This is a genomic window from Rhizobium sp. WSM409, from assembly GCF_057653825.1.
The window spans coordinates 900,565-919,356 of sequence record NZ_CM172794.1 but is presented as its reverse complement, the minus strand read 5'-3'; the positions used below and the strand labels follow the sequence as shown (position 1 = coordinate 919,356).

General features: G+C 59.4%; 26 protein-coding genes. 13 read left to right on the top strand and 13 right to left on the bottom strand.

The annotated features are described in order from the left end of the window. The first annotated feature begins 44 nt into the window (after positions 1-44). Both AC25BC_RS04610 and AC25BC_RS04605 read left to right on the top strand, forming a co-directional pair. Positions 45-1,019, top strand: a complete 975-nt coding sequence (locus tag AC25BC_RS04610) for a quinone oxidoreductase family protein (RefSeq protein ID WP_128440234.1) — start codon at positions 45-47, stop codon at positions 1,017-1,019. 263 nt (positions 1,020-1,282) lie between these two features. After that, complete coding sequence (locus AC25BC_RS04605; protein ID WP_128440233.1) at positions 1,283-2,236, top strand: NmrA/HSCARG family protein; 954 nt, start codon at positions 1,283-1,285, stop codon at positions 2,234-2,236. A 60-nt stretch (positions 2,237-2,296) separates the two neighbouring features. Here the strand turns inward: AC25BC_RS04605 and AC25BC_RS04600 are convergent, their stop codons facing one another. Further along, positions 2,297-3,217: a LysR family transcriptional regulator gene (locus AC25BC_RS04600; RefSeq protein ID WP_128440232.1), complete on the bottom strand. Its 921-nt coding sequence runs from the start codon at positions 3,215-3,217 to the stop codon at positions 2,297-2,299. A 97-nt stretch (positions 3,218-3,314) separates the two neighbouring features. Further along, positions 3,315-3,914, bottom strand: coding sequence for an NADPH-dependent F420 reductase (locus AC25BC_RS04595; RefSeq protein WP_017993335.1), 600 nt, complete (start codon positions 3,912-3,914; stop codon positions 3,315-3,317). Positions 3,915-4,025: 111 nt separating this feature from the next. On the opposite strand from AC25BC_RS04595, the gene AC25BC_RS04590 reads away from it, so the two are divergent. After that, a complete protein-coding gene (locus AC25BC_RS04590; RefSeq protein ID WP_017993334.1) occupies positions 4,026-4,955 on the top strand; it encodes a LysR family transcriptional regulator in 930 nt (309 codons plus the stop codon). 85 nt (positions 4,956-5,040) lie between these two features. On the opposite strand, the gene AC25BC_RS04585 is transcribed toward AC25BC_RS04590, so the two are convergent. After that, positions 5,041-6,078: a LacI family DNA-binding transcriptional regulator gene (locus AC25BC_RS04585; RefSeq protein WP_128440231.1), complete on the bottom strand. Its 1,038-nt coding sequence runs from the start codon at positions 6,076-6,078 to the stop codon at positions 5,041-5,043. Positions 6,079-6,630: 552 nt separating this feature from the next. Here AC25BC_RS04585 and AC25BC_RS04580 point away from each other — a divergent pair. Then, positions 6,631-8,133, top strand: a complete 1,503-nt coding sequence (locus AC25BC_RS04580; RefSeq protein WP_128440230.1) for a DegQ family serine endoprotease — start codon at positions 6,631-6,633, stop codon at positions 8,131-8,133. A gap of 138 nt (positions 8,134-8,271) precedes the next feature. Here the strand turns inward: AC25BC_RS04580 and AC25BC_RS04575 are convergent, their stop codons facing one another. Beyond that, entirely contained in the window at positions 8,272-8,646 is a 375-nt protein-coding gene (locus AC25BC_RS04575; RefSeq protein WP_012756528.1) for a hypothetical protein, read from the bottom strand. A 72-nt stretch (positions 8,647-8,718) separates the two neighbouring features. Next, positions 8,719-9,123 (bottom strand): hypothetical protein, encoded by a 405-nt coding sequence (locus AC25BC_RS04570; protein ID WP_012756527.1) that lies wholly within the window; start codon positions 9,121-9,123, stop codon positions 8,719-8,721. Positions 9,124-9,312: 189 nt separating this feature from the next. Here AC25BC_RS04570 and AC25BC_RS04565 point away from each other — a divergent pair, with 189 nt between their 5' ends. From AC25BC_RS04565 to AC25BC_RS04530, 8 genes are all read left to right on the top strand, one after another. Then, on the top strand, positions 9,313-9,615 hold the full coding sequence (locus AC25BC_RS04565) for a hypothetical protein (RefSeq protein ID WP_012756526.1): 303 nt from the start codon (positions 9,313-9,315) through the stop codon (positions 9,613-9,615). Positions 9,616-9,759: 144 nt separating this feature from the next. Further along, positions 9,760-10,023: a DUF1488 family protein gene (locus tag AC25BC_RS04560; protein WP_012756525.1), complete on the top strand. Its 264-nt coding sequence runs from the start codon at positions 9,760-9,762 to the stop codon at positions 10,021-10,023. Positions 10,024-10,102: 79 nt separating this feature from the next. Further along, the gene (locus tag AC25BC_RS04555) at positions 10,103-10,465 is read left to right on the top strand and encodes a hypothetical protein (protein WP_017993329.1); all 363 of its coding nucleotides are present in this window, start codon (positions 10,103-10,105) and stop codon (positions 10,463-10,465) included. A gap of 62 nt (positions 10,466-10,527) precedes the next feature. Next, positions 10,528-10,677, top strand: coding sequence for a hypothetical protein (locus AC25BC_RS04550; protein WP_442195650.1), 150 nt, complete (start codon positions 10,528-10,530; stop codon positions 10,675-10,677). A gap of 85 nt (positions 10,678-10,762) precedes the next feature. Further along, positions 10,763-11,206, top strand: coding sequence for a pyridoxamine 5'-phosphate oxidase family protein (locus AC25BC_RS04545; RefSeq protein WP_012756522.1), 444 nt, complete (start codon positions 10,763-10,765; stop codon positions 11,204-11,206). 216 nt (positions 11,207-11,422) lie between these two features. After that, entirely contained in the window at positions 11,423-11,659 is a 237-nt protein-coding gene (locus AC25BC_RS04540) for a hypothetical protein (RefSeq protein ID WP_017959490.1), read from the top strand. 230 nt (positions 11,660-11,889) lie between these two features. After that, positions 11,890-12,072 carry a DUF3606 domain-containing protein gene (locus AC25BC_RS04535; RefSeq protein WP_017993328.1) on the top strand — a complete coding sequence of 61 codons (183 nt, stop codon included), beginning with the start codon at positions 11,890-11,892 and terminating at the stop codon, positions 12,070-12,072. Positions 12,073-12,512: 440 nt separating this feature from the next. Beyond that, on the top strand, positions 12,513-12,713 hold the full coding sequence (locus tag AC25BC_RS04530) for a hypothetical protein (RefSeq protein WP_113546219.1): 201 nt from the start codon (positions 12,513-12,515) through the stop codon (positions 12,711-12,713). A gap of 624 nt (positions 12,714-13,337) precedes the next feature. Here AC25BC_RS04530 and AC25BC_RS04525 read toward each other — a convergent pair. Both AC25BC_RS04525 and AC25BC_RS04520 read right to left on the bottom strand, forming a co-directional pair. Further along, on the bottom strand, positions 13,338-13,523 hold the full coding sequence (locus AC25BC_RS04525; protein WP_003546334.1) for a hypothetical protein: 186 nt from the start codon (positions 13,521-13,523) through the stop codon (positions 13,338-13,340). Between the two features lie 126 nt (positions 13,524-13,649). Then, a complete protein-coding gene (locus tag AC25BC_RS04520; RefSeq protein WP_128440229.1) occupies positions 13,650-14,078 on the bottom strand; it encodes a DUF1515 domain-containing protein in 429 nt (142 codons plus the stop codon). Between the two features lie 118 nt (positions 14,079-14,196). On the opposite strand from AC25BC_RS04520, the gene AC25BC_RS04515 reads away from it, so the two are divergent. Next, positions 14,197-14,331, top strand: a complete 135-nt coding sequence (locus AC25BC_RS04515; RefSeq protein WP_260693304.1) for a hypothetical protein — start codon at positions 14,197-14,199, stop codon at positions 14,329-14,331. Positions 14,332-14,351: 20 nt separating this feature from the next. Here AC25BC_RS04515 and AC25BC_RS04510 read toward each other — a convergent pair whose 3' ends face one another. From AC25BC_RS04510 to AC25BC_RS04485, 6 genes are all read right to left on the bottom strand, one after another. After that, positions 14,352-16,193 carry an SGNH/GDSL hydrolase family protein gene (locus tag AC25BC_RS04510; RefSeq protein WP_128440228.1) on the bottom strand — a complete coding sequence of 614 codons (1,842 nt, stop codon included), beginning with the start codon at positions 16,191-16,193 and terminating at the stop codon, positions 14,352-14,354. Then, positions 16,190-16,417, bottom strand: coding sequence for a hypothetical protein (locus AC25BC_RS04505; RefSeq protein WP_128440227.1), 228 nt, complete (start codon positions 16,415-16,417; stop codon positions 16,190-16,192). Before AC25BC_RS04505 ends, AC25BC_RS04510 begins: the two co-directional genes overlap by 4 nt. A 4-nt stretch (positions 16,418-16,421) precedes the next feature. Beyond that, complete coding sequence (locus tag AC25BC_RS04500; protein WP_128440226.1) at positions 16,422-16,784, bottom strand: hypothetical protein; 363 nt, start codon at positions 16,782-16,784, stop codon at positions 16,422-16,424. After that, a complete protein-coding gene (locus AC25BC_RS04495; RefSeq protein WP_128440225.1) occupies positions 16,784-17,248 on the bottom strand; it encodes a lysozyme in 465 nt (154 codons plus the stop codon). The genes AC25BC_RS04500 and AC25BC_RS04495 overlap by 1 nt, the downstream gene beginning before the upstream one ends. Beyond that, positions 17,223-17,477: a DUF7940 domain-containing protein gene (locus AC25BC_RS04490; RefSeq protein WP_128440224.1), complete on the bottom strand. Its 255-nt coding sequence runs from the start codon at positions 17,475-17,477 to the stop codon at positions 17,223-17,225. The genes AC25BC_RS04495 and AC25BC_RS04490 overlap by 26 nt, the downstream gene beginning before the upstream one ends. A gap of 98 nt (positions 17,478-17,575) precedes the next feature. Then, positions 17,576-18,721 (bottom strand): acyltransferase family protein, encoded by a 1,146-nt coding sequence (locus AC25BC_RS04485; RefSeq protein WP_128440223.1) that lies wholly within the window; start codon positions 18,719-18,721, stop codon positions 17,576-17,578. Positions 18,722-18,792: the final 71 nt, after the last annotated feature.

Genomic DNA, 18,792 nt, shown 5'->3' with positions numbered 1-18,792 from the left:
CATCACGCCATTGTCTAATTTGTGCCCATGAAGGAGCACGAGAGATGACCGACCAAGTCGTATGGCTGAATGCCCCAGGTGACGTCACCCAGTTCCATGTTGAGCAGCATCACCAGTGTGAACCTCCCTGTCACGGCGAGATAAAGATCCGTCACGAGGCGATCGGAACAAACTTTCTCGACGTCTATCACCGCAAGGGCATCTACCCCATGCCGTCCTACCCCTCGGTGATCGGCGCCGAGGCGGCGGGCATCGTCGAGGATGTCGGTCCCGGCGTCTCCATCTTCGAAAAGGGTGACCGCGTCGCCTATGGAGGGCCTCCGGTTGGCGCCTATCGCTCCACCAGGAACATTGCCGCCGAAAGGGCGATCAAGCTTCCGGATGCCGTTTCAGCGAAAACGGCAGCGAGTTCGCTGCTCAAAGGCATGACCGCCTACATGCTGCTGAAAAAGACCTATGATGTGCATGCAGGAACCCAGGTTCTGATCCATGCGGCTGCGGGCGGGCTCGGGAGCATCCTCGTTCGCTGGGCCAGATCGCTCGATGCCACGGTGATCGGGACGGTCGGCTCTTCCGAAAAGGCCGCACTCGCCGCATCGTATGGAGCCGATCACCTTATTGTCGGACGAGACGCCGATATCGTCGCGGACGTGAAGCGGCTGACGAACGGGCTTGGTGTCGACGTCGCCTATGACGGGATCGGCGGTGACACGCTTCTCAAAAGCATACGCTCTGTCCGCCCATTCGGCATGGCTGTCACCATCGGCCAGGCCGCCGGTGCCATTCCACCGGTGCCTGTCGAGGAACTTCGCCCGGGCAAGGCGCTCTGCCATCCGAGCATCATGGCCTGGTGCGCTGACATCGGACAGTATCGCGAGGCTGCTCTGGCTGCCGTCGGGGCGATGGAAGCAGGGATCGTTTCGCAGATCGGTGCCGAATATCGTTTGGCCGATGTTGCCAAGGCGCATGAAGAGATGGAATCCGGACGCTCGGCGGGCAGTATCCTGCTGATCCCTTGAAGAGCCCGAGAAACAGCGCCGGCAGAGTCCATGGATCGCTGTCGGCGCCTTTCAGTCCTCGGTGCGGGTTTCGACGCGCTTGGCCGGCACCATTTATCCATAAAATGGCATTATGTTATGTATTTCAGATATCTACAGCCATAGAACCTGTTGAGATAGGGTCCGCCATTGCGGTGGGCACTCGGCACAGGCCGACCGCTCTCCCGCAAAATGACGCCCGGCACCGCAGTCGGCGTCAATGACAGGGAAAGGTTCAAAGCTCTATGTCTGCCCATGAAAAACCACTGATCGCGATTGTCGGCGCAACGAGCAAACAGGGGCGCAGCGTTGCCACGACGCTCCTTGACAGCCAACGTTTCCGGGTGCGCGCTTTCACCCGGAAAAAGGATTCCCCTGAAGCTTTACGTCTGGAGAAACGCGGCGCTGAAATCGTCACCGTCCCTCTCGAACTTGGCCGTCAAAAGGACCTCGTTGCCGCCTTCAAAGGCGCGGATGGCGCATTTCTGATGACGCCGCCGATCGCCCCGCCGGAGACCATCGAGACCCCTCTCGGCCGACAACTGGCGGATGCCGCCGCTGAGGCCGGCGTCGGGCATATAGTTTTCAGCACGCTGGAGAATGTCGACAAGATCGCCAGCGGGACGAAGTATGCGCCGCATTTTACCGACAAGGCACGCGTAGCAGACCACATTCGCGGCTTGCCGATCTCTCATTCCTTCATCATGCTGGCATTCTTTTATACGAATCTGCTCGAATATTATGTGCCGCGCATGGAGGGCGATACGCTGCTCCTGCCGGTTTATCTTCCCGAAGATTTCCGAGCGCCTTTTGTCGATCCGCTGACCGCGACCGGGCCGGCCGTCCTCGAGATTTTCTCAAATCCCGAGCGTTACAACGGCAAAACCCTGCCGATCGTTGGCGACATCATTTCTCCGAGCGAGATGATCGAAACCTTTCAGCGCGTGACCGGCCTCAAGGCCGCGTATCGAAACGCTTTCACCCGGGATGGCCTGCTGCACTATTTTCCAGAATTTGCTGCCAACGAACTTCTCGTTCGAGAGCTTCTGGGGATGGTCGAATACGCTGTCGACTATGGCTATTTCGGCAAGGAGCACGACCTTGAATGGAGCTGTCGCCTGAACCCCGACACGCTCAACTGGGAACAATATCTCAAGACGACGGGGTGGCGTGGCGATAAGCGGTCTTTCGGACGTTGAAGCATGTCGCGCAAATGTGTGCAGCGGTTTTGCAATAACGATATGCTTGAAAACAAAGACTTACGATGGCCGGATTCCCGGCAATTTGGAAACCTCGGCGACAAGAAAGTCGACGAGAAGCCGAACGCGGGCAATGGCGGCACGCTCTGGAACGATCAGCAAGCTCACCGGAACCGGTAAGGGACGATAGTCGCCAAGCACGACTTCGAGCCGGCCGTCGTCCAGAAGATCGTGGACCAACCAGAGGTGTGCAGGACCAATGCCGCGTCCGGCGGCAAAGGCTGCGCGCGCCGCAAGCCCGTGGTCGACGCGCAACTTGCCACCGACGGGGATCATCAGGCTTCCGCCATCGGGAGAGGAAAGAACGAGCTGATCGCTGCCTGCCACATTCGACATCACGACGGTTTCGTAGCGTGACAGATCGGCTGGGCGCTCGGGCCGGCCGTGGACGGACAAATAGGTCGGAGCGCCCACCAGCAGCCGATGGCTCTCTCCGAGCGCATGAAGTTTCATCGCGCTGTCGGCGAGAGGCCCAAGACGGAGTGCGACGTCGACGCCTTCGCGAACCAGGTCGATCCGCTCGTCCGTCAGGTTGAGGTCGACCCGGATGTCCGGATGCTTGTCCTGGAAATCAAAGATCAGGCGCGTGATGTGCATCACGCCGAGCGCTGCCGTACAAGAAAGCCGAACAGCGCCCGCGGGGGCCTGCCGGGCATCTCTTGCTTCTTCAGCAGCCTGTTCGACCAGGCGTAATATCTGCAGGCAGTTGGTATAATAGCGGCTACCCTCGTCGGTCAGGGTCACGCGTCGCGTGGTTCGGGTGAGAAGCGGTACGCCGACAGCCTCCTCAAGTTCGTTGAGGTGCCGCGTCACAGTGGATTGACCGATACCCAGCTCTCTTGCGACCATCGACAGGTTGCCGCGTTCGGCGACGCGGACAAAGGTGCGCATTCTGTCGAGAGACAGTCCCGTACTATCCATTTTTCAGCACAATGATCATCATTCCCTCGGTATAGGGAATAATCTGGGCTATGCCTAGTTCGAGCAGATCGGCCGGATTGATCCGGCCGATCGCTGTTCATCCGAATTTGACGAGGTTGAGGACAGGCAACGGCCCGCCGGGGAATTGCGCGAGCTTGCCGCCAATCGAAATCGGCCCGAGATCGATGCCGGCAAAGCCCAGTCTGGAGATCAGCGCGCCCACTTCGGCCTTCGATTGGGCATCGTCGCCGGAATAGAAGAGCACGCGGCTGCCGCCCTCGGCGCGGGGATCGGCTGAAACCAGATGCGCCAGAAGATGGTTGAATGCCTTCACGACGCGAGCACCAGGCACCAGGCTCGCAAAGACTTCCGTCGACAGGCGGCCATTTAGCTCGGCCGGTTTGAACAGCGGTCCTTCGATCGGATTGTTGGCGTCGATCACGACGCGGCCCGCCCAGTCGGGAAGACCCGCCAATGCCTTGGGAAGCTTTGACCAAGGGACGGCGACAAGGACGAGGTCGGCTTTCGCCGCCTCGTCGATCGTCCCCGCCGTAATGTGCGGTGACAGCTCCTCGGTAAGATCATGCAATGTGTCAGGGCCGCGACTGTTTGAGATCGTGGCAGCGATGCCGTTGCGGGCAAGGGCCCGGGCGAAGGCGGAGCCGATCTTGCCGGCGCCAATGATACCGATGGTCATTGCGATAACTCCATTGTTTGGTTTCGATGGAGCGAATATCGCCTCGTTATTCTCTTGTGATTAGACGGAATTGCCTGTTATCAATTTCAAGCATTCATTGAAAGTCATGATATGGAGACGCTTGCAAACCTGGAATCCTTCGTGCGCAGCGCCGAGCTTGGCAGCTTCTCCTCGGCGGCACGGCGGCTCGGCCTGACGCCGGCGGCGGTCAGCCGCAATGTCGCAGCACTTGAAGGCAACCTGAAGCTCAGGCTGTTTCAACGAAGCACCCGAAGTCTGACGCTCACGGAAGCCGGCGAGCGCTTTCTGCTTTCAATCCGTGACCATCTGGAAAGCCTTCAGGGAGCGATCTCGGAGGCATCGAACGAACAATCCGAACCATCCGGCGTGCTGAAACTCAGCATGAGCCCGACACTCGGCATCGGCTACATCCTTCCACTATTGCCAGAGTTCATGCAGCGATATCCGATGATCCGGCCGGAATGGATGTTCGAAAACAGACAGGTCGATCTGATCGCCGAGGGCTATGATGCTGCGATCGGCGGAGGTTTCGAGTTGACGCCTGGTGTCATCGCCAGGCCATTGGCCCCTGCTCATATTATCCCCGTGGCATCACCAGGATATATGGGCGATCGTGTTCCGCCTCATGATCCGTCCGGCTTGCGCGAATTCGACGGTATCGTCATGCGCTCGATGCGGACGGGTCGAATTCACCAGCGGCAGATGCGCAATCTTGTTGGAGATGAGCAGCCTGCGGCCTTGAAAGAGAAGATCGTCGTCAACGATCCCGCGGCAATGCGATCCGCCGCACTTCTCGGCCTTGGTGTCGCGATGATCGCCAAGGCGGATGCTCTTCGCTATCTGGAGAGCGGCGAGCTGATCCGATTGATCCCGGCATGGTATGCCGATGCAGGCCCGATTTCGATCTATTATGCAAACCGCACCCTGTTGCCCTCCAAGACAAGGGTGTTCATCGACTTCCTGACGGAGGTTTTTCAACGTGAACGGTGGCCGGATCGATTTGCAGGAACCCTGGGCTGATCTCGACAGTTTGAGGGCGTTTTTGACTGGCCTCATGGCCGGTACAAAGCCTGCAGATCATATCGGCTTACCGCGTCGAGCCGCGCTAGCGCGTCGAGCCGCGCGGGATGATGGAGAAGCCGCAATCGACCTTGTCTTCGCCGGGCGGCTCGTCGCGGATGGCGCGTAGCAGCATGTCGGCGACGCGGTAGCCGATATCGTAGCGTGCAATTTGCACCGTCGTCAGCGTCGGCTGGGTGAAGGCCGAAAATTCCAGATCGTTGAAGCCGCAGATGCCGACATCCTCCGGCACGCGGATGCCGCGCACGGCGCATTCGATGAGCACGCCGAGCGCCAGATCGTCGCTTTGGGCAAAGACGGCATCGATATCCGGCACGCGCTGCAACAGGCGGGCAAACAATTCCCTGCCGAGGCCGGTGCTGCTTCCCTCATCTCCGCCAATGGCGAGATCGGGATCGAAACAGCCGGCTTCCCGCAACGCGGCCTCATAGCCTTCCTTCCGGCGACGCGAGCGAATATCCGTGCCGCGGCCGATGAAGCCGATCCTCTCATAGCCTCTCGACAGCAGGAAGCGTGTGGGTTCGGCGCCTGCCGCATGATGATCAAGGCCGACGACCAGCCGTGCCGGCTCCTGGCTGAGATCGGTGATATGGGCGATCGGACAGGTGGCGTTCTCGATCAGCGGCAGGAGATCACGATAGGATTCGGCGCCGGCAATGATGACGCCGGCCGGCTTCTGCGTCAGGAAGGATCTGAGCTCGCCGGCCTCGCCGTCGGCATGGTGGAGCGTATTGGAATATTGCACGCGGAATTCGGTGGCGCGCAAGCAATCCTCGATGCCGATCATCAGGCCGGCGAAGCCGTGCTGGTGCAAAGCGGGCGTGATGACGCCGATGATGCCGCTATGGCGACCGGCCAGCGCCCGGGCGGCAAGATTGGGGGTGTACCCCATCTCGTCTACCGTGCGCAGGATGGTCTGGCGCAGATCCTCCGAGACGATTTCAGGATTGCGAAGCGCACGCGAAATCGTGATGGGGCTGACCCCCACCTTCTTTGCCACATCGCTCAACTTCACATGCGCGCCGCGCCTGGCTTTCCGCCCCCGCTCCACTGATGCCCTCATCGCCCCTTATACGTCGCCGCGAGACTCGCTTGCCCTCGAATCGCGGCCTTTACTTTCTGAAGAAGAAATATTTTAGAGTCTACTAACATTTTATATTCGCAACAGGATCCGGGAATATAACGTCCGGAAAGAGCAATAAGTTCGTCTGTCGGCAAATTACGGACGAATGCGGCGAACGGATCACCGCCTCCGGGAACACGTCCATTTATTTTCGAATGAAAACATCGCGGGGGACGCCAAGCGAGTCAAAATCAGGCCGGAATTTTTGAGACGCTCCAACGCGGGGTGAGCGAAGATTAGATTCCGGTCATATCTTACAAATCGGCAATATAAACATGATCAAACTTTAATTTGTAAATCCGCTTGCCGGGATCATATGAATCCCGAGCGCCAATTCTTCTCTTCCCCCCGGTCGTCGCCCCCCGCCGACTGCGCGTTCCCAAGAGGAATTGGCGCCAAACGCCACCCGACGCCAGGTCCCAGGACATGGAACCACGACGCCATCCAAGCCAACGCTCTCGCAATGGACCACCGTCCAAGGGATCACCACCCATGTCACACATCCTCCGCAACCATCGCACCGCAGCCCTTGTCGGGGCCGCCATCATCGCCGGCGCAGCCTGCCTGCCCTTCGCCCTCAACGCCTCCAATGCCGTTGCTGCGCCTTCGGATAACGGCGGCATTCTCGCCCCCAACGGCTCCTTCGCTTCCATCGTCGATGCCGACAAGCCTGCGGTCGTCACCATCACCACGACGATGAAGGCGACCGATGTCAGCGCCGACCAGGAATCGCCGATGGACGAGCAGTTCCGCCAGTTCTTCGAGGATCAGGGCATCCCGCTGCCGCGCCAGGCACCGCAAAAGCGGCCTTCGCAGCAGGCGATGGCGCTCGGCTCCGGCTTCATCATCAGCCGCGACGGGGTGATCGTCACCAACAACCATGTCATCGACAATGCCGTCGATATCAAGGTGACGCTGGATGACGGCACGGAACTGCCGGCCAAGCTGATCGGCACCGATCCGAAATCCGATGTCGCCGTGCTGAAGATAGAGGCGGGCAAGCCGCTGCAGACTATCGCCTGGGGCGATTCCGACAGGCTGAAGCTCGGCGACCAGATTCTGGCGATCGGCAACCCCTTCGGCATCGGCACCACGGTGACGGCAGGCATCGTCTCGGCGCGCGGCCGCGACCTGCACAGCGGGCCTTATGACGATTTCATCCAGATCGACGCGCCGATCAACCATGGCAATTCCGGAGGACCGCTGGTCGACCGCAGCGGCAATGTCGTCGGCATCAACACCGCCATCTATTCGCCGAACGGCGGCAGCGTCGGCGTCGGTTTCGCCATTCCCTCCGACGAGGCCAAGGCGATCGTCGCCAAGCTGCAGAAGGACGGCTCGATCGATCACGGCTATCTCGGCGTGCAGATCCAGCCGGTCACCAAGGATGTCGCCGATGCCGTCGGCCTCGATAAGACCGGCGGCGCGCTGGTTGCCGCCGTCACCGCCGATACGCCGGCCACCCATGCCGGCCTGAAGCCCGGCGATATCGTCACGTCAGTCGGCGGCGAGAGCGTCAAGACGCCGAAAGACCTGTCGCGCCTGGTCGCCGACCTTTCGCCGGGCGCGAAAAAATCCCTCAGCGTCTGGCGCGACGGCAAGACGATCGATCTCAACGTCACCGTCGGCACCAATGAGGAAGGCCAGAAACAGGCGGCGGCCGAAAGCCCCGACGCTCAAGATCAGAGCTCCGGCCAGCCGAGCCTCGGCATCGGCCTTGCCGATCTGACGCCCGATGTGCGCCAGCAGCTCAACCTGCCGCGCTCGATCAACGGTGCGGTGGTCGCCAAGGTCGCCCCGGACAAGTCAGCGGCTGCCGCCGGCATCCAGTCCGGCGATGTCATCGTCTCGGTGAATGACAGACCTGTTCATAACGCCCGCGACGTCAAGACCGCAATTGCCGATGCCGGCAAGGCCGGCCGCAAGTCGGTGCTGCTGCTCGTCGAACGCGATGGCAACAAGACCTTTGTCGCCGTGCCGTTTGGGGCGGCGTGACGGTCGCCCGAGCTTTGCTGCAAACAGGAAAGCCTGCCTGACGCGGGCTTTTCGACCGATCTGGCGGAAAGGCCTTGAAGGCAAGCACCGCCCACTCGGCAAAATCAATAGGGCGCTGTCCGTCCCTCTATTTCCTGCTCAGGGAGATTTCAGCTTCGTTGTCTTTGCGCGCAGGCGGGATTTGCCTTTTTGGTGGTTTGCCTCTTGCTGCTCTACCGCATGGGAGTGGTTGCGTTGCGCGGCCTCCAATTGCTGCCGCGTCGGGAGATCATGGTCGTAGGTGGAAGCGCTGAATGCCGTCGCATTATCGAATGGACCTTTGTGTGGACGCGCCAGACCATAGGCTTGGTTATCGGCGCTATCGATCCCCTCCTCCGCTGACGATGACCGCGCTTGACGAGCCTGCGTTATCAGATCGTCTGCAGTTGGGCTTAAGGTTGCGATTTTCCGCAAGAAGGCGATGATTTTGCTCTTCCCGGCCCTGTCCTTTCGATTGGCATGAATCGCGGACATGTCTTCTTCCTTGTTCGTCATGTTATCGGGACGATCGATCCGGGGGCGCTGGCGACATCGCAGCAGGCCTGTTCACGGGATCTCGAGCAATCGTTCAGGCAGCCTGGTTTTGGGAAAGCGGTAAGCTGGCGGCCGCAGCGATGCGTCCGCACGCCCGGACGCCGTATACCGCGCGATCCGATAGGCTTTCACCGGGGCGCCGCCGTCATCCTGCCATCGGGCAAAGGAGCCGTCCTCCGTCGCCTGCGGAAGCGGGCCGGAACTCAACTGAGTCGCGAGATACATTTTCAGCGCCGATTTTAACGCGGCCTCATCGACGATCCCCATTTGGAAACAATGAATGAGGAAACTTGTGGCGGTGATCTCACCCTCATCGGCCGCATGGGTTTCGCCGCCGCGAAATCCGACCTTTCGCAGAATACGATCCAGCATTCTCAAATTGTCGATATCGAAAAACTGATCTGATGTGGAAGACATGGCGTCCTCCTTCGTTGGGGCTAGGGTTCACTGGCGCCAGATTACTGTCGCGCCCCAAGCAGCGGTGCCCGTATCGTGCCCGCCGATAAATTAGCTTGCGCTTATTGCCAGCTGACCGCAACCTCATTCGGCGGTAGCCATTGATAATGGCGGGGCGGAACCCATTTTAGAGAGAGGAGGATACGCATCATGCAGTTCAACGGTGAAGCGACCCTCACAAAGCCGTCGGCACTGGCGGTTTCGGAACGGCGTGCGCTCATAGATCACCTCAGAGAGGTGATCGCAGGCCTGGCTCACGGGCTGGCCGCCGACGGATTGCTGGACCTTGTGCCGCCTCTGCTTGAGATAAACAAAGTCCTCCGCGATATGACGGACGAAATTTCGCGTGCGGATCCGGTCTATTCCGACGGGATCATCACTGGTACGGTGCGCTTGATCAAGACGTCGCAGGCTTTGCTTGATGACCGGGTCATCGTGCAGACGATCCATTAAGACCTGCCGACAGTCGGGTATGGCGGCAGGCTGAATGCCAACCATTGGCATCAAGATGCCCGTTCCGGCCAGCCGTGCATCGACAATCATCGCCGGGTCCGAAGTCCGTACAGCGGCTCCCGCCCACTTCCAAGGATAACCGCAATGGCACTTATCTTTCCCAACAGAAGCCGCAGCTTCGACGAAGCGAGAAAAGGTGTCCGCTTCACCGGCTATGACGGCATGTTCGAAGTCCGGTTTCTGGTCGAAGAGGCAGCGCTTGGCAGCGCGATCACCCAGAACTCCTCCGAGGCCGCCTATCTCAATGCCTTTGATGCGGCGCGCTCTGCCATTCAGGAGGCCGCATCGAGAGCCTATCAGCATCGACGCGGAAACAATTTCACGCTCACGGCCGCAGATTTTCGCTGATCGCGAGAAGGCTTACGGCCGGTGAACTGAAACGGCCACCATCCTGCTACTGCCGGATGAGACAGGGGAAGCAAAGCATATGGTTTCCACACGATACCGCCCGAAAGACCTGAAGCTGGCGCGTCGCCATATCGTGAAGGCGGCGCATCGCGTTGCCGATCAGGAAATGCTGATCAAGAAACTATTGCGCAAAGGCAGACCCTCCGGATCGGCCTATGCGCTGCTCAGCAGGCTCTACGACGATCAACGGCGGAAGCTCGATCGGCTGAAACTGATCGAAGCGATGGTTGAGGTAGAAGGGCAATTGTGTGTGGACGTGCCCAGCAATCCTGGCCCCTCCGCGCCGCCCTTTGCGATCGTGCACAGCAGCGGGATCTCTTTACCGGACCGGCAACCCGCCACGCCTTGCAGCGCAGATGTTTGGCGCCCATATCTGGTGTAGTGGCAGCTTGTGAACGGGCGCTGCTTCCCGGGGTTATTACCCGGCCCCAACCAAAGGAGGGCATGATGTCTTCCACGGTAAACATCCATTCGTGGAAACGCCTCGCTCAGCATATCGGCAGGCTCCGGTACATCGATTTTCTCGTGAAATCGACACCAGCAATCTGTCTGGCCTTTATCGTCTATATCATCTTCAAGGATGTCTTCTGGTAGGCGCTGCAAGACTGTTGCGGCGAGCCAAGACGCTATGCTGCCGATCAAATGAAGGGCTGAAACGCTGACGGAATTGGATAAAGCGATGCAACTGCGAGAAATGGGTCAACAAGACTGCCTCGCCTTTCTGGCAGGCCACACCCGTGGCCACCTGGCATGCCTGGGCGAAAAATATCCCTATATCGTTCCCATTCAGTATGCCTATGAAAAAGACCGACTTTTCATATTTTCCATGCCGGGCCTGAAGATTGATCTATTGCGGGCCCATTCACCGGCCTGCGTTCAGGTTGAAGAATTCGGCGAAAACCGAACGTGGAAGAGCGTGCTTGTTCAGGGCACCTATGATGAGCTGACCGATACGCCGGCCCGGCATGACGAACGCCTCCACGCCTGGTCTCTCCTGCAGAAGCAACCATTCTGGTGGGAACCCGGATCGCTTGCCTTAAACTCGGAAAGCGAAGACGGCCCTGCTCCATCCATATTCTTCGGTATTTCGATTGAGATGGTATCGGGGAGGCAAGTAGTTTAACATGCGGGCGTTCAGACTCGCCGCGCCTTAATCCTTGATTGGCAAGGGTGCGCTGCTGCATGATATATGGAACTCCAGACAGACACCTCCAGCTAAACGCTGTCCGATACCAGCCTTTCCCATAGGGGCGCGGATTGCTTGATGCATCCTACCAAACGTGGCGAGCTGAAACGCAGCACTGCGTTCAATGCCACGCGACCACTCATAGGGAAAACGATGACAGACGCACCTGAGAATGAAGCGCTTTTCAACATCACCGGACACTATGTGCAGGAATTGAAGGCCGTTCTTCAAAGCGAGAGCATTGTCGAAGGCACCGACTACGAAAACAGCGCCTTTAACGAAAAACGACGGAACGAAGGACTGCACCTGCTGCGATTCCACAAGACCGGCACGGCAGCGCAGGCAACGCAGATCTGGGAAAAACATATGACGGCCCGAGCGCATCGATAAAACGGCACGAAGCCAATTCTTCGACCGATGCCGGCTTGGCTCGTTCCGGAGCCGATAGAGCATGATGCCGAAAAGTGTGAGCGGCTTTCGGACGACACCATGCTCTCACTCTTTAATTGAGACCAGGATTCAGATTTTAGGCCGACCCGGCCTAAATTATCCTGTTCCAGTGCTGACGCGCGGCGACATGAGCTGATGTCCGGCGCAACATTGCCTTGAAAGGAAAAATCATGACCAACGACACAACCAAAAAGGCCCAGCCCGCCAAAGCGGCCGTGGCTGACGCCCCCTACGACGTCATCTATTTCGCGAAGAAACACCGCATTTCCAACGAGGATGCCAAGGACATCATCGAAAAGCACGGCGCCAATCGCAAAGAGGCGGACAAGGCGGGCCGGCGTATCAGCGTCTAATGCATGTCGCGCAAAAGTGTACAGCGGCTTTGCGACAATGACATGCGTAAAAACAAAGACTTAGCGCCAAGAGCGAATCTGAAAGATCGCGACGCGCTTTAGGGCAGAAAATAGCCTCGCAGGCGTTCAAATCCTGAAGTCTTTATTTGATGCATGTCGTTGTCCCAAAACCGCTGTACGGTTTTGGGCGAAATGCAGCGGCCTCTGTAGCCCCTTTGCATCTGCTAGCGATGCCACGATGCAACAGCAACGGACGAATTAACCCTACTGGCTTACCTTAATATCAGCATGCGCTTGAATACGTCAGCTCCTATGCCATCGTAGCGTCACGATAACACTTCTGGTTCGTGAAGCAGCTCGCCGGAACCGTGGCCCGCCTTTCCGGGGAAAGGCCGGCTTGCCTTCACAGGGGCCGAGCTCAATCAAATGGAGGGTGTGCCATGAACAACGTCTTGGAATTTCGTCCAAAATGCCCGCATGCCGAAAGCCTGTCCGACTGCCGGGAAGCCCTTGAACCTGCCGTGATGAAGATCGTCAGCGACGCCATCGGCAGGGGATACACGGCCGCGGAAGCCGCCATGGTGGTTGCCGACATCGCCGATGACTACATCCTCATGCTCTCGCGGCAACCACGCCATTGATAGGTGTTTCGGGCGCGCGGCTGTACCTTCTTGAGCCATCGCAGGTGCTGGGCTCGGCACGGATCGCTGCGTCTTTGCAGGTTTGGATCTTCCAATAGGCCATGTGACGGCCGACAAGAATGGCTTCGCCCGCTGCCGAGAGCCGGGAGCAAAGCCCTTCCGTGAGACGCTTGCATCAAGTGGACCGCGCAGCAACTGCAGGGGTAGCAGTGGTACAGGAGACGAGACCTGCCGCGCGATCCGCCGGCAAAACCCCTGATGTTGTCGGAAGTTCCGCGTCAGAGATACGACGCCAAGATCCCAGAAATTCCGCCGAGAGATCATCGACAACTTGCCCGGGCACGTTGCGACCGTCACACCGATAAGCTCCCGCCGGGCGAAAACCGACTGGCACATCACAACGCCAACGAAAAACCCCGCCGGAGCGGGGCTTTCAGCGGGTCCAAGTGGAGCAGGCCGAAGATTCGGCCCACGTCTTAAACAAGATCTATCATGTCAAAACCCGGCAAAAGCACCTCTTTCGCGAGCGTTCACGGCGCTGCTCTGTTCCGCTCAATCTTTGAATCATCGCCGTAATGTAGCGTGTAATGATCACGTGCGACGTTTCCGCGACCCCTTCCCCACCTAACGCCACCTTGGCTGGCGCGGCGGAGCATTGGCCTGGATTTCATGCAGCGGCGCCCGCGACCCGAGAAGTTTCTTCAGCTTCTTCTCCTCTGCCGGGCCGATCCCGAATTTGCGGCAATGTTCCGCAACATCGTGCTCTCGCGGGCCGGGAATGCGAACTTGGCGATTGCTCATGCTCTTCATGACCGTTTCCTCCTGAGAGGAAAACCAGCAGGGCGCAGATTTGTTCGTGAGGGAAGTCTAAAATTTAGCGGTTTGTTTGCTTCGGTTTGGGGCGAGTGAGTCTGCTGACGCCCTGGTGCTCGCCGATTAATTGATCTTCAACCAATGCCGAAGCGCCGCCACCGCGCCGTCGCTCGCATAGGCAATGATGCCGCCGATCGTCAATCCCGCGAAGGCAATCAACCCCGATATCCCGTAGCCGATCGTTTTCATGCGTTTCCACTCTTCCAGCGCCGGCCCCACCGCCTCCTGGTTCTTCTCGACGGTCTCCTTGAGGCTCTTGATCTCCTCGCGGATCTGCGCATCCGCGCCGCCGCTGATCGCCACCCGGGTATCGAGCTGGGCGATCTGCCTTGCCTGCTCGTCGAGCCGCTTGTGGATCACAGCGCGGCTGTCATGAGCATTGGCCTTTTCGTCGCTGACCTCATTGCGCAGAAGCGCGACGTTGTCTTCGATGCCGGTTAGCCTGCCCTCGACGCGCCCGAGAGCGCGCAGGATATCGTCATTGGATGTCATCTATCTCCCCTCTGGGGATGGAACGTTTTCAACCGGAGAATGTTGAATCTTCGGATCTTGCGAAGAAGCTTATGCATGCCGCAAGACAGCGTCGATCGATATGGCGCGAGGTAGGCCCATGAGAATGTTATTGATGATCATCATCGGGGCAATGGTCGCGTCGATCCTGAGCATCCTGGTGATCAAGCCGTTCGATCAAGGCGGCAAGAGCGAAACGCCGCCGCCCGTCATCCAACAGCCGGAGCCGAAGTGACGAGGCGAAGGGCGCTCTGCCTATGGATTGAATTTCACCTTCTCGGATTGGGGAATGCCGGTGGCGACGCGGTCGATCACGGCGCCGTAGGGATGAACGCCATCCGGCGTGACGCTCGGGCGGACGATGGAGCCGACCGGCAGCACCGTGGAGCGCGGGATCGAAATGGTGATCGTATTGCCGGAGATGCTGCCGATCGACGTGGTCGACAGGCGGGCAAGGCCATCCGCCCCGGCATAGGTGCTGATCTCCTGCTCCGGCCCGAAAATGCTGGCATCCGCCACTTCGATCGTCGTGTAGGTCGCAACCCCGTCCGTGCCCGACTGCACGGTCACCACCGTGCTCGACAGCTCCAGCATACCGGGCCAGACGCCATCCCTTTCACCGGAGACCCAGGCCGCATAGGTATCGATAGCATCGTCGCAACAGGCCGAGGTCTTCGCCAGGATATCGGCGCGCAGCCGCCATTTGCCCGAAGCATCCGTACCGTCCGCCGGCCAGGTGTTGTTGGCGGAAAAGCTCTGATACGAGGCTCTGAGATAGAGGTCGTTGGCGGTGATCGTGCCGGTCGCGGGCGATGTCGCCGATCCGGCGAAATTATAGGTGAAGCTGTTCGGCCCGGTGACCGTGATTACCACATTGCCGTTATACTCCGTCTGCGCAGCGCCGGAGATCGACACCGTCTGGCCGGTCGTAAGCCCATTGATGCCCGAGGCGATCGTTGCCGTGACGACGGTGCCGACCGATGTCAGGGTGACCGTGCGGGTGGAAACGGTGCGGCCGAGCGGCGGCAAGGCGACGATTTTGACGCCGGGGTAGCGCGCCCGAAGCCTGGTGATCAAGCTTCTGTAATTGGTGTTGAAGAACTGCGTGTAGGTGGCCGCCGTATCGTTCTGCCCCATCTGGTTGGCGATGACGGTGAACGGCTTCTTGTTGTTGTTGAAGGCGGTGATTTCGTCGAGAACGGCCCAGCGCCGGGTCGCGATCGCAGCCCCGGTGCCGGTGAGTTCGCGCACCGAACCGTTTCCCGGCATGCCGATCATCAGATGCGGAATGCGGCCGATGCCGCCATCCCTGTCGAGCCAGCGGCGAAACCAGCCGAGATTGCCGCGCGCATCGGCAGCGGCGGAAAACTGCTGGCGCGCTTCACCCAGGCTGTCGACGACGGCAAGTGCGACCGGCCTTCCATCCCAATCGCCCTTGGCGACCATGAAGTCAGGCCCATAATATTGTGGCTGGGTGACGGTCGCGTAGTTGGAGTCGAGTGCGGCCGTGCTGTCGGCAAGCGGGGTGTCCTTGAAGGCGAGCAGCGTGGCGAGATCGCCGGCACCCCAGACGCGCTCGCCGCGGTGCTTCTGGATGCGATAGACCGGCCAGATCTTCTCGCCGACGGCGGTATGATAAAACAGCCAGATTTCGATTTCGCTTTCCGAGGCGACATCGGGAATGGTCAGTTCGTCCGTCCAGGCGCCATTCGTCTGATCCGCGACCGTCACCGTGTTCAAGCCGGCGAAGGTGCATTGGTAGAAGACGCCGGCCGCCCTGATGAACATCGCATCGGCAACGACGGAATTGCCCGGCGTGCCGATCGTGCCGGTAACGACCGTTTCCTGCGGCGCGTTTCCACCTTCCGTCGAGGCAAAGCCCGAGAGGTGAAAGCGGAAGGTCCTGGTCTTGTACTGCGGCGTGTTGACGACGACCTTGGTGCAGACATAATTCGTGCCGGATGCAGCGGTGACGATACTGCCTGATGGCATGCGGTTGCGGGTCGCGAAGAACATGTAGCGGTCAGGGTCTCCGCCGGCTCCGCCTCCACCGCTCAGCATCGGGCTCGTCAGGGCAAGCGAAATGGCGTTCATCATCGGCGTGTTCCATATCTGCTGGTGAGGTCGTCGTAGAATTGAATGGTGCGCCCCTGCCGGGCGTTGGCGCGGTCGAGCGCCTGACGCTCGCGGGCGAGGATGGCGATGACGGGCTCGCCTTCGACAACAGGCGCATGCGCTTCCTGGCGGCGGAGATCGTCCGGCAACGGCGGCAAAGCGATGCCGGCCGCCGCCTGCCCCTTGGTCGCCGCCGCCTTGTTCAATCGCTCAGTGGCGGAGCAGCCACTGACGATCAGCAGCAGTGACAGCGCAAGCGCGGTTCTTTTGCGAAAGCTGAAGCTCATAGGATTGGATCTCGATTTCGAGTGTGTCTCTGGCGGCCTGCTCGGCCGCTTCTGCGGCGGCGAGGCGCTTGCGATGCTCTTCGGTGGCTTGTGACGCCGCGTTGCGCTGTCGCTCCATCTCGGCGGCCTGGGCCTCGGCTGCGCTCTTCTCGGCAACGAGGACATAGCCGGCGCGCGCCTGCCTTGCCGCGGAGGGGTAGCCGATCGAGACGGCATAGAGGTGATAGAGCATCAGGCCACCGGCAATGCCGGCGCCCATCTTGAGCGTGTCGAGGAGGCCGAACATCAGATGCCCTCGAGGCAGAACTGGCGTTCTTTCTGCCGGCGTCTGACAAGGCCGGGAAAAACCATGCCGGCGGCGCGGCTCCACTTCAACAGCGCCTCGCAGCCCTCGGCCGTCCTGCCCTGGTTGATGAGCCTGACCGCGCTCGAACCGCAGGCCGCCTTGACGCCGACATTATAGGCAAAGGAGGTCAGCGCCACGAAGCGCGCATCCGGCAAGGGCACGCGCACGCAGCTTTCGATGCCACTCGCATAGGTCTGGAGCTCCAACGCCAAAAGCGCCTTGCACTGCTCCACCGTCTTGCGGTCTCCCGGCTTCACGCCATTGGTGCTGCCATAGCAGATCGTCCACGGCTTCCCCTGCGTCGCCGGATCGGGATAGGCATTCTGCCTCAACCCCTCGAACGATCCGACGAGCGCCACGGCCATGGCCGCGGCGGCACTACCCTTCTGCAGGCGGTTTGCCATTCAGGTCTCCTGAGATTTTCTGCTGAACGAAGATGCGGGCGATGATCGCCGCAACGGCGAGAAGCCCTGTCGCCGCCGACATGGCGAGCTGGATGTAGATGTTGCGCGACACCCAGGTGGCGGCGACGAAGGTGTAGATAGGCTCAACGATGATGAAGAGCAGCGCAAGCGCCATGAGGCGCACCGACCAGGCACGCTTCAGCACCTCGCGCCAGTTATGGACGAGCATGGGGTGGGCTCCGGATTTTGGATGTGGCGAAGCACCCGTCTCGAAAGAGACGGGCGACGTGTTTTGGTTATTCAGTAAGGCGACACGTTCAACGAACGTTATCGAGTAGTCGGATAGATCCGATCACGAAGCCTGAATATCGGCTGCTCAATGTATTTGTAGGACAGGGCTGCGAGCAGCAGCGTTATTGCCGTGAAAACTAAGAACTCACCGGGACCATGCAATTGAGGCTTCACGCCGAAACTTGGCTCCAGCCAATGGCGTGTCACGAAGAAAAAGAACGTGTAGTTCACGACCTGATGATAGACATAGGCACCATAGCTACGCTTGCCTATGAACACTAGAACCGGGGTTTCCAACACCTTCGCTGCGGTTGTCGCCCTGCCGACAGCCAAGAAAAATATTAACGATGAGGCGATCATATAAACCGGCACGTCGACAAGCACTCTGCCAACAAAACTCGTCCGAAACGCGAATAAACCTTCGCTCATCTCCGTCAATGACAGCAGGCAGAGTGCCGCGATGCCAACCGTCAGAATAACGGAGAAACAGCGCGACACCGCCGGCGTAATTCGGCCTGTCGAAATGATGATGGCGACCGCTGCACCGGCAGCCAGCGAATCCAGATTTCCGAATGTGACGAGCACATTCGCTTGCCCAAGATCGGCATACCAGGCAAAAGCGCGCCAGCCGATCGCAAGGGCAAATGCTCCCAATAGCGAAAGCCTCCAAGCATTCGGCCGGAGAAAGATGACGATTGGCGCCCAGAAAACATAGAACTGCTCTTCAACCGCAAGCGACCACCACGGGGCGGCTGGTCCATAAATTCCGATATCGCCTCGTAGCAACACATTCGAAAGATTCTGCACGAAGAAGACGTGATAAATCACATCCTCCCGCACAGCGCCATTCAGCGATATGCAAATGACAAATGCGAGTGCCAGATAATAGATGGGTTGAATGCGGAAGAATCGGCGGCCATAGAAGCCCTTGAGAAGCTGCACCCCCTCAACCTCACGCCTTCGGCCGGCTAAGTCGACAAGTATTCTCGTGATCAAAAAACCGCTGATGACAAAGAAAACTACGAGCCCGCCTCGCCCCCATTCGGCGACGTTGTTAAGATAGGGAAGCGGTGACCAATGAGCCATCAGCACCAGAAGTAGCGATACTGCTCTAAGTCCATCTAAGCCGCGTATGCGACCGCGCGCCTGTATGTCTAACTCTCGATGTGCAGGAGCATCCAAGTCCAATCCCTCCGTCTCTCGGCGGAATAACGCAATCCTGCCGGGATTGAAAGTGCTCCTAAACGTTACCC

Excerpts from the sequence above, each read along its gene's own strand:
- AC25BC_RS04535 (WP_017993328.1), top strand. The coding sequence starts at position 11,890 with ATGACCAACGACACAACCAAAAAGGCCCAGCCCGCCAAAGCGGCCGTG.
- AC25BC_RS04595 (WP_017993335.1), bottom strand. The coding sequence starts at position 3,914 with ATGACCATCGGTATCATTGGCGCCGGCAAGATCGGCTCCGCCTTCGCC.
- AC25BC_RS04540 (WP_017959490.1), top strand. The coding sequence starts at position 11,423 with ATGACAGACGCACCTGAGAATGAAGCGCTTTTCAACATCACCGGACAC.
- AC25BC_RS04565 (WP_012756526.1), top strand. The coding sequence starts at position 9,313 with ATGCAGTTCAACGGTGAAGCGACCCTCACAAAGCCGTCGGCACTGGCG.
- AC25BC_RS04515 (WP_260693304.1), top strand. The coding sequence starts at position 14,197 with ATGAGAATGTTATTGATGATCATCATCGGGGCAATGGTCGCGTCGATC.
- AC25BC_RS04590 (WP_017993334.1), top strand. The coding sequence starts at position 4,026 with ATGGAGACGCTTGCAAACCTGGAATCCTTCGTGCGCAGCGCCGAGCTT.
- AC25BC_RS04525 (WP_003546334.1), bottom strand. The coding sequence starts at position 13,523 with ATGAAGAGCATGAGCAATCGCCAAGTTCGCATTCCCGGCCCGCGAGAG.
- AC25BC_RS04580 (WP_128440230.1), top strand. The coding sequence starts at position 6,631 with ATGTCACACATCCTCCGCAACCATCGCACCGCAGCCCTTGTCGGGGCC.
- AC25BC_RS04600 (WP_128440232.1), bottom strand. The coding sequence starts at position 3,217 with ATGGATAGTACGGGACTGTCTCTCGACAGAATGCGCACCTTTGTCCGC.
- AC25BC_RS04545 (WP_012756522.1), top strand. The coding sequence starts at position 10,763 with ATGCAACTGCGAGAAATGGGTCAACAAGACTGCCTCGCCTTTCTGGCA.
- AC25BC_RS04610 (WP_128440234.1), top strand. The coding sequence starts at position 45 with ATGACCGACCAAGTCGTATGGCTGAATGCCCCAGGTGACGTCACCCAG.
- AC25BC_RS04490 (WP_128440224.1), bottom strand. The coding sequence starts at position 17,477 with ATGCTCGTCCATAACTGGCGCGAGGTGCTGAAGCGTGCCTGGTCGGTG.
- AC25BC_RS04570 (WP_012756527.1), bottom strand. The coding sequence starts at position 9,123 with ATGTCTTCCACATCAGATCAGTTTTTCGATATCGACAATTTGAGAATG.
- AC25BC_RS04555 (WP_017993329.1), top strand. The coding sequence starts at position 10,103 with ATGGTTTCCACACGATACCGCCCGAAAGACCTGAAGCTGGCGCGTCGC.
- AC25BC_RS04530 (WP_113546219.1), top strand. The coding sequence starts at position 12,513 with ATGAACAACGTCTTGGAATTTCGTCCAAAATGCCCGCATGCCGAAAGC.
- AC25BC_RS04585 (WP_128440231.1), bottom strand. The coding sequence starts at position 6,078 with ATGAGGGCATCAGTGGAGCGGGGGCGGAAAGCCAGGCGCGGCGCGCAT.
- AC25BC_RS04500 (WP_128440226.1), bottom strand. The coding sequence starts at position 16,784 with ATGTTCGGCCTCCTCGACACGCTCAAGATGGGCGCCGGCATTGCCGGT.
- AC25BC_RS04560 (WP_012756525.1), top strand. The coding sequence starts at position 9,760 with ATGGCACTTATCTTTCCCAACAGAAGCCGCAGCTTCGACGAAGCGAGA.
- AC25BC_RS04575 (WP_012756528.1), bottom strand. The coding sequence starts at position 8,646 with ATGTCCGCGATTCATGCCAATCGAAAGGACAGGGCCGGGAAGAGCAAA.
- AC25BC_RS04605 (WP_128440233.1), top strand. The coding sequence starts at position 1,283 with ATGTCTGCCCATGAAAAACCACTGATCGCGATTGTCGGCGCAACGAGC.
- AC25BC_RS04550 (WP_442195650.1), top strand. The coding sequence starts at position 10,528 with ATGATGTCTTCCACGGTAAACATCCATTCGTGGAAACGCCTCGCTCAG.
- AC25BC_RS04510 (WP_128440228.1), bottom strand. The coding sequence starts at position 16,193 with ATGATGAACGCCATTTCGCTTGCCCTGACGAGCCCGATGCTGAGCGGT.
- AC25BC_RS04520 (WP_128440229.1), bottom strand. The coding sequence starts at position 14,078 with ATGACATCCAATGACGATATCCTGCGCGCTCTCGGGCGCGTCGAGGGC.
- AC25BC_RS04495 (WP_128440225.1), bottom strand. The coding sequence starts at position 17,248 with ATGGCAAACCGCCTGCAGAAGGGTAGTGCCGCCGCGGCCATGGCCGTG.